The sequence below is a fragment of the Bradyrhizobium sp. SYSU BS000235 genome (assembly GCF_049747295.1).
Lineage (GTDB): Bacteria > Pseudomonadota > Alphaproteobacteria > Rhizobiales > Xanthobacteraceae > Afipia.
This window is the reverse complement of record NZ_JBMHJM010000002.1, coordinates 198,557-213,128: the sequence shown is the minus strand read 5'-3', so window position 1 is coordinate 213,128 and position 14,572 is coordinate 198,557. Positions and strand designations below refer to the sequence as shown.

The following is a 14,572-nucleotide window of genomic DNA, read 5'->3' as shown; positions in this document are numbered from 1 at the left end:
GTTTTGCCGTATTCGGACATAATTTCTATCACGGGCGCGCGTATAACCCTGAAACTACAAGGCCGTAGGGCGAAAAAGCCTGCAGGATTTAGGTTGCTTCCATGAGCCAGAGACCGCCCATTTCGCCCCGGAGCCCGCGCGCAGCGCTTGAGCCCGAGCAGGTCCCGCAGCCGCCGAAGCATTCCAAGCGCGCCCGCAATCCGTTGGTCATCATCGGCAATGCAGTGTTTACGCTACTGGTGCTGCTGATGTTGGCCGCCGGCGCCATCTTCTTTTACGGCAAGAAGACCATCGAAGCGCAGGGACCGCTGACCGAGGACAAGGTCGTCAATATCCCGCAGGGTTTCAGGAAAACCGACATCGGCGATCTGCTGAAACGTGCCGGTGTGATCGACGCGGATCGTTGGACCTTTATTGGCGCCGTTTATGCGCTCAACGCAAACTCGGGTCTGAAATCCGGCGAATACCTGTTCCAGAAGAACGCCAGCCTGCGCGATGTCATCAATACCATTGTCGAAGGCAAGGTCGTGCAGCACGCTTTCACGATCCCCGAGGGTTTGACGTCCGAACAGATCGTCGCCCGGATTCAGGACACCGATATTTTTACGGGCTCTCTCAAGGAACAACCCCGCGAAGGAACCTTGTTGCCTGACACTTATAACTTCCCACGGGGAACATCGCGCGATCAGGTCATTCAGCGGATGCAGCAGGCGCAGAAACGGGTGCTCGCTGAGGTCTGGGGGCGGCGCAGTCCCGACATTCCGGTCCGCTCGCCTGAGCAGCTTGTCACTCTCGCATCAATCGTCGAGAAAGAGACCGGCAGAGCGGACGAGCGCAGCCGCGTCGCCGCCGTCTACACCAATCGCTTGCGTCAGCGCATGAAGTTGCAGTCGGATCCGACGATCATCTACGGTCTGGTCGGAGGCAAGGGGACCCTTGGCCGACCGATCAAGCGCAGCGAAATTACCCAGCCATCGCCCTACAACACCTATGTGATTGACGGCCTGCCGCCGGGGCCGATTGCCAATCCGGGACGCGCGTCCCTTGAGGCGACCGCCAATCCTGCACGCACCCGCGACCTGTTCTTCGTTGCTGACGGCACCGGTGGCCATACGTTTACGGAAACCTACGACCAGCACCAGAAGGGCGTTGCCAAGCTCCGCGCGATGGAACGCCAGCAACAGAACGACACGGTCGAACAGGATGATCCGCCGACTGCGGCTGCTGGGACGTCTGCTCCTGCTGCACCGCCTGCGGCGCCTTCACCTGCGCCTGCTGCACCCAAAGCGGCCAAGGGCAAGAGTGGTGCTGCTGTGACGAATTCGCATCGCAAGCGAACCCAACAGGCCCGCAACCCGGAAACGGCTCCGGCCGAAGAGGCCGAGCCTCAGGCCCAATGACGTAAGCCGCGGCTAGTGTCCCTGCATCTAGCGTCCGCCTCAGTGCGCAGCGCGCTTCGTGGCGGGCTTTAGGTTCGGAGGACGTCTGCCAGCCGTGACCATCAGGCTTGCGCCACCGCTGGATTTCGGGGACAAGCTCAACGCGCTCAGTTTTTGCCGAAGATACGTACAAAGGGAGATATTGCGTGGCGCTGTCGAGTATGACCGGCTTTGCGCGGAGTCATGGGACCAGCGGTCCCTATGATTTCGAGTGGGAATTGAAGTCGGTCAACGCCAAGGGCTTCGATTTCAGACTGCGTTTGCCGCCAGGGTGGGATGAGGTGGAAACCTTCGCACGCAAGCGCGCCGCAGAGCTTCTCGCGCGCGGCACGGTCTATGCCAATCTGACAGTCAAGCGGACCGGGGCGGCATCGGTCGTTCGCGTCAACGATGACGTTTTGAATTCGATCCTGAAAGTCGTCGGTGACATTTCGGCCAGAACCGACGCCGTCGCGCCGAGCGTCGACGGACTTCTTGCGATCAAAGGCGTGATCGAAGTCGTCGAACCCGAAAGCAATGAAGAGGAAATGCAGGCCGCGCGCGTGGCGGTGACCGCGGCGTTTGGGCAGGCGCTGGAAAGCCTCATCGATATGCGCAAGCGCGAAGGTGTAGCGCTCGGACAAATCCTGCTGCAACGCATGGAGGACATCGAGCGGCTCTCAAAGCGAGCGGAGGCCGCGCCGGGGCGCAAGCCCGAGGCCATCAAAGCACGGCTCGCCGAACAGATCGCGGCATTGCTCGAAACCTCGGATCGCTTTGACGAAGACAGGCTATCGCAGGAAGCAATCCTGATCGCGGCGAAAGCAGATATTCGCGAAGAGCTCGACCGTATCGCCTCGCATGTCTCCCAAACGCGCGAATTGCTGGGCAAGGGTGGTCCGGTCGGGCGGCGGCTTGATTTTCTGGCTCAGGAGTTCAACCGCGAGGTCAACACCACATGCTCGAAGTCCAACGATATCGAGCTGACGAATACCGGTCTTGAAATGAAGAACGTGGTCGAGCAGTTTCGCGAACAGGTCCAGAATCTGGAGTGAGGCATGGCGGCAGGGGGCAGCTTGCAGGGCGTAGAGCGGCGCGGATTGATGTTCGTCTTGTCCTCGCCTTCGGGGGCAGGCAAATCGACGTTGTCGCGCATGCTGATCGAACGAATGCCCGGCCTCAGCATGTCGGTATCGGCCACGACGCGTTCGATGCGTCCGGGGGAGATCGAGGGCGAGCACTATCATTTCATCGACAAAGCGATGTTCGATGGAATGGTGAAGAACGACGAGTTTCTTGAATATGCTCCGGTCTTCGACAATCACTATGGCACGCCGCGCAAGCCCGTCGAGGAGGCACTCGCATCGGGCCAGGATGTGCTTTTCGATATCGACTGGCAGGGCACGCAGCAGCTTCGTGAGAAAGCCCGTGACGATGTCGTCAGCGTTTTCATCTTGCCGCCGTCGGCTCCCGACCTCGAAAAGCGCCTGCACACGCGGGCTCAGGATTCCCACGATGTCATCCGTGGCCGGATGAGCCGTGCCAGCCACGAATTGAGCCATTGGGCGGAATACGATTACGTCGTGACCAATCGCGATGTGGATGTCGCCTACACGGAAGTTGCAACGATCCTACAAGCCGAGCGGCTCAAGCGCGAGCGCCAAACGGGGTTATCGACCTTCGTACGCGAGTTGCAGCGGCAGCTTGAAAAGTAGCGTCAGGCCGCTGCGCGCTTCGAGACGCGCTGCAGCAGTTGCTCGATCTCGCTGCCTGGATCGTTAGCTTCAGTTGGCTCTGTTGCGAACTGCGATCTGCGGGGCTGCAACAGAGATTCATACGCGTGCGAAGCGTCATTCTCCTGAGCGACGTTGTCCCAGATAGGACGTCGCGGACTTCTGTTCTTTGCCTGCCGGTAACCAGCATACTTGATGATCATGCGGCCGACGATGGCGACAATCGTCAGCACGCCTGCAAGCATGATGAGCAGCATCGAAGTGCTGTCCAACGAGATTCCGTGGAACTGACCTGCTGCGACAGGAGCAGTCAATTTATCCTTGGGCGAAGCGGCCTGTGGTGCGGCAGTTTGCTGGGAAGCGGTTTGAATCGGCGCGGTTGACTGGTTACCGGTGGTGCTCGGCATGTTCGCGTCAGGCCAACGAGATGTTATTGCCGAGTCCTTTGCAGGCGGAGTTGCCGCGACGCCAGTTCCCGTCGTCTCAGGCTGACCACTCGCGCTCTGATCACCGTTGCTCGCGATGCTGGCAGCCTGCGCTTCCGGTTGCGGCCAAATGGTTTCGCTAAGCGTTGCATCATCGGAAGCAGCCGCCGTCTTCGGCGCGCGGTTCGCCAACTCCGCACGTGCATTTGCGACTGAGGGTTGGATCGCAGCCTCAGGCGCGCGAGGTGGCGCACGATTCACTGATGGTGCCGCCGCTGCCGGTGGAGGCGCCGATGAGGCCGTCGCTTTATTCGCCTTCGCCGCCGCATCCGCGAGGTACCAGCATTTACGCTTGGTCCCTTTTTCGAGACGGTAATACCAATGTGCGCCTTTTGGGGTTTCACCCTTGGGGGCGGCAAGGCACTGGTCCGCAGAAGCCTCTGCCTTGTCCTCTGTCGCCGGTGCTGCGATAGCCGATACCGTAAGAGCCATGCCGGCAAGGGAACTGATAAGCACTGCCAATACGGGTGCCACGGCTCGATTTGACATTTGTCTCTCCGGTCTCACGCAACGCGAACGCCATTCGCGTTAAGTTCTCGGTGACAAGTTGGGTCGCAATGAGCCGCAAATTGGACAGCATGAGGCTAAATTCGGGGCGTGTGAGCTGCTCCTGAAAAGCGTGAAGGATCGGTTCCAACCATTGCTGGTTGAATGAATTGTGGCGCTGAGACTGCTTTGTCAGTTCGTCAGCATGATGCGGCCGACGACCTTTCCGGCGCGCAATTCTTCCATCCACTTTTGAACGTCGCCCATCGGCTCTTCCCGCATGGGCGTCGGCTTGATCTTGCCTGCTCGTGCCAGGGCCATCAGCTCATGAGCCTCGGCCAGGGTGCCGGTCATGAAGCCTTCGATCGTCATTCGCTTGTAGATCCACTGAACCATCGGAAGACTGAAGTTGCCTCCCATCAGGCCGGAGACGACGATCTTGCCGCCGCGCGCCAGGACGCTCATTGCGAAGTTCATCGACTTTTCATTGCCGGCAAAATCCACAACCTCGTCGAAACCGCCCTCGGTTTCCTTGATGATCCGCTTGGCGATGTCGGGCTCTGATGGATCGTAGGCAACAGAGGCGCCGTTCTTGAGCGCGGTCTCACGGGCTGTCGCGCTGAGATCCGCGATCGAAATCGGTTGCTTGAACATTGCGGATGCAAACGACAGCCCCATCATTCCGACGCCGCCAAGGCCGATCAACAGCAGATTGCGTTGACGAGGGCGGTCGACCAGTCGCTTCAGCGCGCCATAGGCTGTTGCCCCCGAACACATCAGCGTCGCTGCAACATTCACAGGCAATGGATCGTAAGCGAGCAGGTACTTCGGGTCAGGCACAAGGATGTGGCTCGCGAAGCCGCCATCCAGTGAAACGCCAAGATACCGGTTGCGGGTGCAAAGGTTCTCGTCGCCATTGACGCAGTCCTTGCATTGGCCACAGCCGATCCAGGGAAAGACGGCTGCTTTCATTCCCATCAGGTCCTTGGAGGCGTCTGGGCCGATCTCTTCAACCGTGCCGGCAATCTCGTGTCCGAGCGTAAATGGCAGCTTCATGCCGCGCGTGGTGTCGAGCCTTTTACCGCCACCCATGTCGGCATAGCCGTCCTGGATGTGTAAATCAGAGTGACACAAACCGCACCGTTCGACCCGCAGCAACACTTCGCGTCCCTGGGGGGCTGGCGTATCCACGATGGTTTCGCAGAGAGGTGCGTCGAACTTCACCAGTGATTGGCGGCGCATCAAAGCCATCGCGTTTTGTCCCTCATTCCGGTTTTGATTTCTCGGCCAACATATTCGCCAGTTCCCGCGCCATAGCAACAAACCCTGCAATGGGGATCGTTTCGGCACGACGTGTCGGGTCGATGCCTGCTGCCGCAGCGAGCGCTGCGGGATCGACCCCAAGCGATTTCAGGCTTTGGCGCAGCATTTTCCGTCGTTGGCCAAATGCGGCCGCGGCAACCCGCTCGAGCATCCGGCGGTCGCAGGGTTCGGGATGAGGGCGCGGAGTGAGGCGCACGACGGAGGACGTCACCTTGGGCGGAGGCACGAAGGCGCTCGGTGAAATATCAAACAGGATCTTGGTTTCCGCGCGCCAGTTCGACAAAACGCCGAGCCGGCCGTAGGCATCGTCGTCCTCTCGCGCGACGATGCGCTCTGCCACCTCACGCTGAAACATCAAGACCATCATGTCGTACCATGGCGGCCATGGCTCCGCACACAGCCAGTCGATGAGCAGCACGGTTGCGATGTTGTACGGCAAATTGGCGACAATCTTTGCCCGTTCGCCGCCGAGGAGAGGACGTGGATCGAATGTCATCGCGTCGGCTTCCACGATCTCAAGGCGGCCTGGATAGCGCTGGGCGATCTCTTCGAGGGCGGGAATGGCGCGCTCGTCGCGTTCAACAGCGATGACGCGCTTGGCACCAAGCGCGAGCAGGGCGCGCGTCAACCCGCCTGGGCCTGGCCCGATTTCAACGACGATGGAGCCTTCAAGAGGAGCGGCAGCCCGCGCTATTCGCGCTGTCAGGTTGAGATCGAGAAGGAAGTTCTGCCCCAGTGATTTTCGAGCGGAGAGCTCATGCCGCCGAATGACATCGCTGAGCGGCGGCAAGTCGTCGATGGCGCTCATGTCTGGCCGGTCGACTGCAATTGCGCAGGTGTCATCCGCGCCGCAAGACGAAGCGCTGCGATCAAGCTCGACGGGTTGGCGCGTCCCGTGCCGGCAATGTTGAAGGCGGTGCCGTGGTCCGGCGAGGTGCGTATGAACGGCAGACCAAGTGTGACGTTGACACCCTCGTCAAACGCGATGGTCTTGATCGGGATCAGCGCCTGATCGTGATACATGCAGATCGCGCAGTCGTAGGTCGTGCGTGCCGCAGCGTGAAACATGGTGTCCGCGGGCAACGGGCCTCGTGCATCGATTCCCTCGCGCTGAAGCGCAGTCACCGCCGGCGCGATGATGGATTGATCTTCAGCACCAAGCGAACCGTCTTCGCCGGCGTGAGGGTTGAGGCCGGAGATCGCGAGGCGTGGGTTCGGCAAGCCGAACTTCGTTTTCAGATCAGAGACAACAATCCGCGCCGTTTTGACGATGAGATCGGTGGTCAATTCTGCAATGGCATCGCGCAGCGATACGTGGATGGTCACCGGCACGACGGCCAGCATCGGCGACCACAGCATCATCACCGGCATCGGGCTCTTGCCGTCGATGCTCGCCAGCTCCGCGAGAAATTCCGTGTGGCCTGGATGCGAAAATCCGGCGCGGTACAGCACACTCTTGGCGATCGGATTGGTGACGACCGCACTGGCTCGCCCAGCCATCACGTCGGCGACCGCATGGCGAATAGAGGCAATGGCTGCAGGCGCGCTGCTGTCGTCGGGATGACCAGGCTGAGCGGTTGCCGCGACACCAGTCGGCACCACGGGGAAGGCGTCGAAAAAGACCGCCTGACTTTTCTCGGCGGTGGTTTCGACGAATTTGACATCCGCTCCAAGCGCCCGCGCCCGCGATGCCATGAAAGCGGCATCTCCGACCAAATAGAAGACGGGAAGATTAAGCTCCCGTCGCTCCAGCCACGCGGCGATGGCGATGTCGGGACCGATGCCTGCGGGATCGCCGATCGTCAGCGCGAGAGCTTTTTTCATGGCTTATATATTATTGGATAGATCCTAACGCATTTCAATCATGGCGCTCTTGCGGGCTTCCTGCAGATACGATTTGGACTTGGCTTCGTAACGCTGATTGTAGATTTTCTCGCGCGCTTCGCGCTTGGCCGGCGTATCCGCCGTTGTCGGCTTGCGGCTGCACAACGCCACCATCTCGATCCCTTGCTTGGTGACCTCCGGTGGCGTCAGTTTACCGACAGGCGTCTTATCGAGAAGTTCGCGCAATGGCGGGGGGAGGTCGGCGGACGTCTTGGTCAGCTGGTCGCGTATTGCCGCGTCCCGCATCGAACGGAAGAGTTCGTTGGCCTCTTCGCAGCTTTGGATCTTGTTGCGGAGCAATTCCGCTTCCTTACGGCGCTGCTCCACGACGGCCTGCGACGATCCGCGTGGCAGGATCAGGACAATCGGACGAACAAGATACTCGTAGCTTTCGGTCTGCGGGTTGCTGTCGTCGATCTTGTCGCCAACGGTTGCTCGAATGTCTTTTTCGTTGACGACGAGCGAGGATTGGAACCGTCCACGCACGAGATTGCCCCAGGTCATGTCTGCTTTAATGCGAGACTTGAGAGTTTCAGGCCGGATTCCATGACCTTCAAGGGTCTTCACCAACTGATCGCTGTTCATCCGCATTCTGGAGGCCATGTTTCCGAAGGCGGCGTCAATGTCAGTCGTCGACATGTCGAGACCGTACTTCTTTCCTTCTTTGACCTTGACCTTGTCGTTGATCAGCTCGTCCAGGGCTTCCTGGCGTGAGGGCGTCTTGCGGGTCGTAAGAGTCGTCAACTTGATCCGCTGTTCGATATCGAGGTTGGTGATCGGCTCGCCATTCACAATCGCCGCGACGGACTGTGCCATAACGGTGGAACCCTGGCTCGACGCGATCATGATCGCCGCCACCAGAAGTCCCAGTTTTGTAAAACGAAGCGGGAAGGTCAAAGTCATAGTCGGGCCCGTTATCGCTGTATCGGCTGAACACTCCACGCCCGGGTTTCCCGGCGAGGTCTGCTCATCCTATCAGTTCAAAGCACATTTTTGCGGCAAACACGTTTCCATTGATTGGAAATACTCCGCGCGATTTGATCGTCCGCAAGCATACCTTGCCGAAGGATCAGTATTGCGTCGTTGTCGACCCGATCCCGGTATTGAACGAACCCATGCCGATTGTCCGCAGGCCAATCTGCAACATGACGCGATGATCCGTGACGGGTGTCAGGTTGATCGTCGAAGTGTAGTTGTAGTCAGTTACGTAATTAACCGCCATGATGAAGCAATCATCCACGTAACCTGCGCCGATGATATATTGATTGATCGACTGATTGGTAATGTCGTAGCGCAATCCGCCGGACACAACCCAGTTTTCGGCGACTTTGAACGAGCCCGTGCCCAGAATGCCTTCGCGCCGGGTCAGGAAGCCGAGTTCCGGCTGCTTGTCGTAGTTGCCATAGAGCATGCTGAGCGAGAAGCGGTCGAAGTTGGCCCTACCTTCGAGCTCAAAGCGGCGTACCGCTCCCGTTGCTTGATCCAAGCGGGTGCGAGCCGTAATGCTGTAGATCTTGTTCGGCTGATAGGAGATACGGCCAACGTAATCTGACGCGGCTTTGTCAAGGCCGCTGTCGAGGCCGGTATTCGTCAGGCCACCGACCGTATAGGAGTTCAGGCCGAACAACTGATAGGACTGTCCGAACAGGACGTTGACGAAACCGCCGCGGTCGAACTGTGTCGTTGCTTGAACGCCGACGTTGGCCCGGCCGCCGCCCTCGACACGATCCCAGCCGGAGAACTTGTTCACGCTGAACAGATTGCTGTCGTCGAATGTCAGACTCTGTGCGTCTTCATTTGGAATGCGGCTGGCATTCGTTTCATTCGGGCGGATGATGAGTTGGGCGATCGGTTCGATCGTTGTTGTGCCCCATGGCTGCACATTGATGAATGGATAGCGGTACTCGAGCCCGACAGTGGGCATGATCCGAGCCGTCTGGAACGCGCCGGGGGGCAAATAGTTGGCGACACCGGGTTGGTTCAGAATATCAGCATCGATCAGGTCGCCGCGCAGCGATGCGAACGGCGTGAAAACCTGTCCGATGGAATCGGTGAAGGACCGCCGCCAATCGACTTCAGCTGACAGGCGGTTGTAATTGCCGGCAATACCGCGCAGCAGACAGTTGTTAGGTGCCCTGGCATTTGGGTCGGCTGAAGTTGGCGCGCAAAAGCCGGTAAGTGCCGCCGTGTTCGTGATCGGATCGAAAGACACCAAGTCGCGCGAGAGGCTCGTAAAGTTCGCTTTGTAACTCAGTTCGCCGCCCAACAGATTGCGGTTGAGTACGTTCGAATAGTCGAGGACCGGGTGAACCACCGGCAGCTGGCTTTGAATGTCAGCAGTCGAGTAGCCCAAGAAATGCATCACGCGGGCATCAAAGTAGCTGCGGTTACCGACGCCCGTCAGATAGATCTGGGACAGACCCGTGTCAGGCACCAGCAAGAACGAATTCAACGCGTTCTTGTAGGGGCCCAGATTGTAGTCGACGAAGAACGCCTTGTCGGTCACCGCGACCGCATCCCAGCCCCAGACCCACTTGTCGTTCAGCGCGAACTGACCCTTGGTGTCGATGCCCCCGCGGAATTCGCGGTTACCAGGGTTAGGTCCGAAAAGCCCAGGGTCTTCCTGCCGGATGCCGTAAGCACGAATCTCGTAAGCGCCGTTGATCAGGCGCTGGCGAAATTCGCCTTGCATCATCAGGCCTTGTTTCGAGGTGTAGCGCGGCGCGACAGTCAGATCGTAATCCGGGGCGAGCGCAAAATAGTAGGGGACTTCAACGCTGAAGCCATACGCCGAGTTCGACTGATAGCCGGGCATCAGGAAGCCGCTCTTGCGCTTGACCGTCGGGTCCGGCGTCGAGAAGTACGGCATGTAGGCGATCGGGTGACCGAAGAATTCGAGGCTGGCGTCCTCGAAATAGAGCATCTTCTCGGTCTGATTGTGGATGATCCGTGCACCCTTGACCTGCCAAAGCGGCGGCTTCTTCGGATTGTCCTTACAGGCTGCGCAGGCGGTGTAGGTGCCGCTTTGGAAGATCGTGATGTCCCCTTGGCTGCGATCGGCGCGAGCCGCCGCCATGCGAGTCTGATCGGGCGTATCCAGGCGCAGCGAGTCGACAAAGCCGTCGCGGTAATCGTCGCTCAGGTCGAGCAGGTTGGCATAGGTGATCTTGCCGTCCGCGTCGGTCAGGCGGACGTTACCTTCAGCATGAAGCCGCTTGGTTTTCTGGTCGTAGATGACCTTGTCCGCCTCCAGCGTCGACCCGTGGTAATAGATCTGCACGCTGCCAACGGCAGAGACCCGTGAGTTGTTGTAGTCGTAATTGACCTCGGTCGCCTGAACCAGCATCTGCCCGTCATTGGCCGTTTTGGGAGCGGCTCTCGGCGGGGCAGGCGGGCGAGGGTTGTATTGATAGGTTTGATAAAGCTGAGCGGCGGCCGGGGTCGGCGCCAGACCAGCTAATCCGCCCGCGAGAATCAGTCCCGAAAGAGCAGACGCGACAACCCGTTGGCGGCGCAAACGCATGCGCCGCCTGAACACAGGCGTCAGTCGTTGGAGGGCGGCGACAACGGCCACTCTACCCGTCCTCCTGGTGTAGCAAGGCCAAAAAGCCAGCGAGACCGCCCACAGCGACGGGCAGCCACGCAGCAGCGAGCGGATGCATCAACTCAGCCTTGCTCAGATCCTCAGTTACTTTCGACAGGACATAGAGCAGAAACCCTGCTGCAACGCCACTCAAAACCATCTTTTGCACGCCGCCGAAGCGGAAGAACCGAAGGCTCACCGCGGCAGCCAGCAACACCATTGAAGCCAGCAAAAACGGGCGTGCGAGCAACTTTTGGTACTGTAATCGATAGCCGGCGGTGGTTTGTCCCGAGTTTTCAGATGATTTGATGTAGTCAGGTAGTTGCCAAAAAGACACAGTCTCGGGTGTGGAAAAGCTATTCCGGACCTGGGCGGGAGTCAGCGTCGTGGCCAAAATGTACGTGGCTTGCTCCTCGACCGGGCTCTCCAATGTGTAGCGGCGGACTTGCTTAAACACCCAACGTCCCGGTTCGAGCGTCGCTTCGCGAGCTTCGATTCGTTCCTTGAAAATACCGGATGGATCATACCTGAATACCGTCAACCCCGTCAGCAGCACACCTTGTCCCTGACTCCGCGCGGCATTGATGATGCTTTGCCCCTCGCTGGTCGACTGATTCATCCAGAAGCTTGCACCCTCGGAGGACACACGGTCGGTGAAGATCCGGGTTTCCATCCCTTTCGCACGCTCCAGCAATTCTGCCGAGATGGGGTTGTAAACCACCGTGGCGAACACGCCGAGCGCGAGTGCGCTCAGAACTGCGGGCGTGATGAACTGCCAGGCGGAGATTCCCGCGGCCCGCGCAATGACGAGCTCCAGGCGCCGCGATAGGGCGAGGAAGGATGCCATTGCCCCGATCTGGATGCAGAACGGCATCAGCTTCTCGAGGGAAATCGGAACGCGGTAGAGCGACGTTTGAGCGACGAACAGTCCGGAAACATCGGCAAGACCGGCGGCGCGGCGCATCAGTTCGATGTAATCGACGGTGATCACCAGAACAAAAATGCTGGCGAACACGGCAAGTGTCGCGACAAGAAAGCGCGCGGCGAAATAGCGGGCAAGGATCGTTGTGATCATGGTCGCTATCGCTTCATGCCAACGGCCGCCGCCGGCAAAGCCGGGCGGGCAGTTGTGTCAACACAGACAACACGGACGTTGTCTGCAAAATCATGGTGTCGATCGACCCCATCAGGCAGCGATATCCCAAATCCCAAAACCGGAATTGGTGATCGCGCCCTGATTTCCAGAAAAATCCCCCACGGACACGAACAACATTTCCAAGCACATTCTTAGTTCATAGCATCCCTTTGATTAGTCAACAAAATGGCTGTGCCGAGGCTGGCTGTTGAGCGTGGTTAATAAATCATTTGACGTGGCTTTCCGGTCACGCGGCTCGAGAGCCGAATCTGTCCGCGAGGCCGGCATGGGCGCTCCGATAGCGCCGTGCTTTGCAGCGCGAGGGGGAAGGCGTCATAGTACGGCCATCCGTACCCGGATTCTGGGTGTTCTGCCGCGAAAGCCGCGATGATTTGGAGGATTTGCTTATGACCGACGCCGTGAAGATCGGCTTCGTGCCGTTTTCTGCTGCTGCACGCGGCGTTTTGGTGGTCTTTTGTGACGACGCGCTCAAGTTTGGCACCACATCGGCGAAGGTCCTTGGAACAACAGCCGGTGCGGCGGTGAAGCGCGCCGCAACTGCCAATCAATTCAAGGGCAAAAGCGGCGGTGTGTTGGACATCCTGGCACCGGAAGGACTGAAAGTCGGCCGTCTGATTGTCGTCGGCGTTGGCAAGCTGGCTTCTTTGAAGGACAACGATTTCATCAAGTTTGGCGGCAAGATCGCGGCCAAAATTCAGCCCGGCGCAGAGGCTGTCACCGTTGTGGCCGAAACGCCGTCCGGCGCAGTGAAGCCATCACAGGCGGCTGGAGTGGCCGCCGGTATTCGCCTCCGCGCCTATCGATTCGATCGCTACAAGACGAAGAAAAAGGATGGCGATAATGCCCCGCTGCGGGTGCAGTTCTCGATCGCGGTGGCGGACGTCGCTGCCGCGCGCAAAGCGTTTGCTCCAGATAGCGCGGTCGTTGACGGCGTGTTGATCGCCCGTGACCTCGTGAACGAGCCGCCAAACGTTCTTTTCCCGACCGAATTTGCCCGACGCGCGACCCAATTGCGCAAAGTCGGGGTCGGCGTTCAGGTTCTCGACGTGAAGGCGATGACCCAGCTGAAAATGGGCGCGCTGCTCGGGGTATCGCAGGGTTCCGCGCACGATGGCCGCACCGTTATTATGAGTTGGAACGGCGGCAAACGGGGCGAGCAGCCGATTGCTTTTATCGGCAAGGGGGTCTGCTTCGATACAGGCGGCATCTCCATCAAGCCTTCCGCCAGCATGGAAGACATGAAAGGCGATATGGGGGGAGCGGCGTGTGTCGTTGGGTTGATGCATGCGCTCGCGGCGCGTAAGGCAAAAGTGAACGTGATCGGCGCGATCGGGCTGGTCGAGAATATGCCGGATGGCAACGCGCAGCGGCCGGGCGACATTGTGACGTCCATGTCAGGCCAGACCATCGAAATCATCAACACGGATGCTGAGGGACGCCTCGTCCTAGCCGATGTGCTCTGGTACGTCGCCAAGAAGTTCAAGCCGAAATTCATGATCGACCTGGCGACGTTGACCGGCGCGATCATGGTTGCCTTGGGAATAGACCATGCCGGCATGTTCTCGAATGACGACAAACTGGCTGAACGTTTGTATGCAGCAGGGCAGGAGACGGGTGAGCGCGTGTGGCGCATGCCTCTCGGGCCCGAATATGACAAGCTGATCGATTCCCAGTTCGCCGATATGAAGAACACCGGCAGCCGCAACGGCGGATCGATTACAGCCGCACAATTCCTGCAACGCTTCGTCGACGATACGCCGTGGGCCCACCTCGATATCGCGGGAACGGCGATGGGCGTGCCGGCATCTGACCTGAACCGGAGTTGGGGATCTGGCTTCGGTGTTCGTTTGCTGGACCGGCTGGTGGCAGATAATTACGAAGCGAAGCGCTAAAGCTTTTCGAGCGAACTGGCGACCGGTTGGCGGAGTTTTGCACTCCACCCCGGCCACGGTGCATGCTGAGACGAACTTTGAATTCGGGACACCAGGACGGTAACGGATCGGCGTGATGACGGAAGTCTTGTTCTATCATCTCCAGGACACCACGCTTGAGAAGGTGCTTCCTCCGCTGCTGGAGAAGTCCCTTGAGCGTGGCTGGCGGGTTGCGGTGCAAACCGGCTCAGAGGAACGCGTCGAAGCGCTTGATGCGCATCTGTGGACCTATCGCGATGATTCCTTCCTGCCGCACGGCACGTGGAGAGATGGGGATGCGGCGGATCAGCCGGTCGTGCTGGTCATGAATGAAGCAAACCCAAATCAAGCCAATGTTCGGTTCGTTGTTGATACCGCCGGCCTGCCTGAAGATTCCGCGACCTATGACCGGGTGGTCCTGGTCTTTAACGGCGAGGATGACGAGGCCTTGACCGTAGCGCGTGCGGCCTGGACCGACAGCAAGTCGCGGGGATTCGAACGCACCTACTGGCAGACAGATGAACGCGGCAGATGGCAGCGGCGCGATTGATCCCGCTCATCTCCAGCCGGGGCGATCTGCCGGCGTTAATGATG

Annotated in this window: 12 protein-coding genes; 5 read left to right on the top strand and 7 right to left on the bottom strand. The window is 59.2% G+C overall.

Going from position 1 to position 14,572, the window contains the following annotated elements:
• Positions 1-101 precede the first annotated feature (101 nt).
• The 3 genes from mltG to gmk all read left to right on the top strand — a co-directional run bounded on the left by mltG (position 102) and on the right by gmk (position 3,133).
• Positions 102-1,400, top strand: coding sequence for an endolytic transglycosylase MltG (mltG, locus tag ACP0KA_RS26315; protein ID WP_424631905.1), 1,299 nt, complete (start codon positions 102-104; stop codon positions 1,398-1,400).
• A gap of 185 nt (positions 1,401-1,585) precedes the next feature.
• Positions 1,586-2,473: a YicC/YloC family endoribonuclease gene (locus ACP0KA_RS26310; protein WP_424631904.1), complete on the top strand. Its 888-nt coding sequence runs from the start codon at positions 1,586-1,588 to the stop codon at positions 2,471-2,473.
• Between the two features lie 3 nt (positions 2,474-2,476).
• Positions 2,477-3,133, top strand: a complete 657-nt coding sequence (gene gmk, locus ACP0KA_RS26305) for a guanylate kinase (protein ID WP_424631903.1) — start codon at positions 2,477-2,479, stop codon at positions 3,131-3,133.
• A 2-nt stretch (positions 3,134-3,135) separates the two neighbouring features.
• Here the strand turns inward: gmk and ACP0KA_RS26300 are convergent, their stop codons facing one another.
• The 7 genes from ACP0KA_RS26300 to lptG form a co-directional block, all read right to left on the bottom strand.
• A complete protein-coding gene (locus ACP0KA_RS26300) occupies positions 3,136-4,125 on the bottom strand; it encodes a hypothetical protein (RefSeq protein WP_424631902.1) in 990 nt (329 codons plus the stop codon).
• 189 nt (positions 4,126-4,314) lie between these two features.
• A complete protein-coding gene (locus ACP0KA_RS26295) occupies positions 4,315-5,373 on the bottom strand; it encodes an alcohol dehydrogenase (RefSeq protein WP_424631901.1) in 1,059 nt (352 codons plus the stop codon).
• Between the two features lie 13 nt (positions 5,374-5,386).
• The gene (rsmA, locus tag ACP0KA_RS26290) at positions 5,387-6,253 is read right to left on the bottom strand and encodes a 16S rRNA (adenine(1518)-N(6)/adenine(1519)-N(6))-dimethyltransferase RsmA (protein ID WP_424631900.1); all 867 of its coding nucleotides are present in this window, start codon (positions 6,251-6,253) and stop codon (positions 5,387-5,389) included.
• On the bottom strand, positions 6,250-7,269 hold the full coding sequence (gene pdxA, locus ACP0KA_RS26285; protein WP_424631899.1) for a 4-hydroxythreonine-4-phosphate dehydrogenase PdxA: 1,020 nt from the start codon (positions 7,267-7,269) through the stop codon (positions 6,250-6,252). The genes rsmA and pdxA overlap by 4 nt, the downstream gene beginning before the upstream one ends.
• Positions 7,270-7,293: 24 nt before the next feature.
• On the bottom strand, positions 7,294-8,232 hold the full coding sequence (locus tag ACP0KA_RS26280) for a SurA N-terminal domain-containing protein (RefSeq protein WP_424631898.1): 939 nt from the start codon (positions 8,230-8,232) through the stop codon (positions 7,294-7,296).
• A gap of 166 nt (positions 8,233-8,398) precedes the next feature.
• Positions 8,399-10,903: an LPS-assembly protein LptD gene (locus ACP0KA_RS26275; RefSeq protein WP_424631897.1), complete on the bottom strand. Its 2,505-nt coding sequence runs from the start codon at positions 10,901-10,903 to the stop codon at positions 8,399-8,401.
• Between the two features lies 1 nt (position 10,904).
• Positions 10,905-11,987 (bottom strand): LPS export ABC transporter permease LptG, encoded by a 1,083-nt coding sequence (gene lptG, locus ACP0KA_RS26270; protein ID WP_424631896.1) that lies wholly within the window; start codon positions 11,985-11,987, stop codon positions 10,905-10,907.
• A gap of 467 nt (positions 11,988-12,454) precedes the next feature.
• Between lptG and ACP0KA_RS26265 the strand changes: the two genes are divergently transcribed.
• Together ACP0KA_RS26265 and ACP0KA_RS26260 are read left to right on the top strand one after the other, a co-directional pair.
• The gene (locus tag ACP0KA_RS26265; protein WP_424631895.1) at positions 12,455-13,960 is read left to right on the top strand and encodes a leucyl aminopeptidase; all 1,506 of its coding nucleotides are present in this window, start codon (positions 12,455-12,457) and stop codon (positions 13,958-13,960) included.
• A gap of 115 nt (positions 13,961-14,075) precedes the next feature.
• A complete protein-coding gene (locus ACP0KA_RS26260) occupies positions 14,076-14,528 on the top strand; it encodes a DNA polymerase III subunit chi (protein ID WP_424631894.1) in 453 nt (150 codons plus the stop codon).
• Positions 14,529-14,572: the final 44 nt, after the last annotated feature.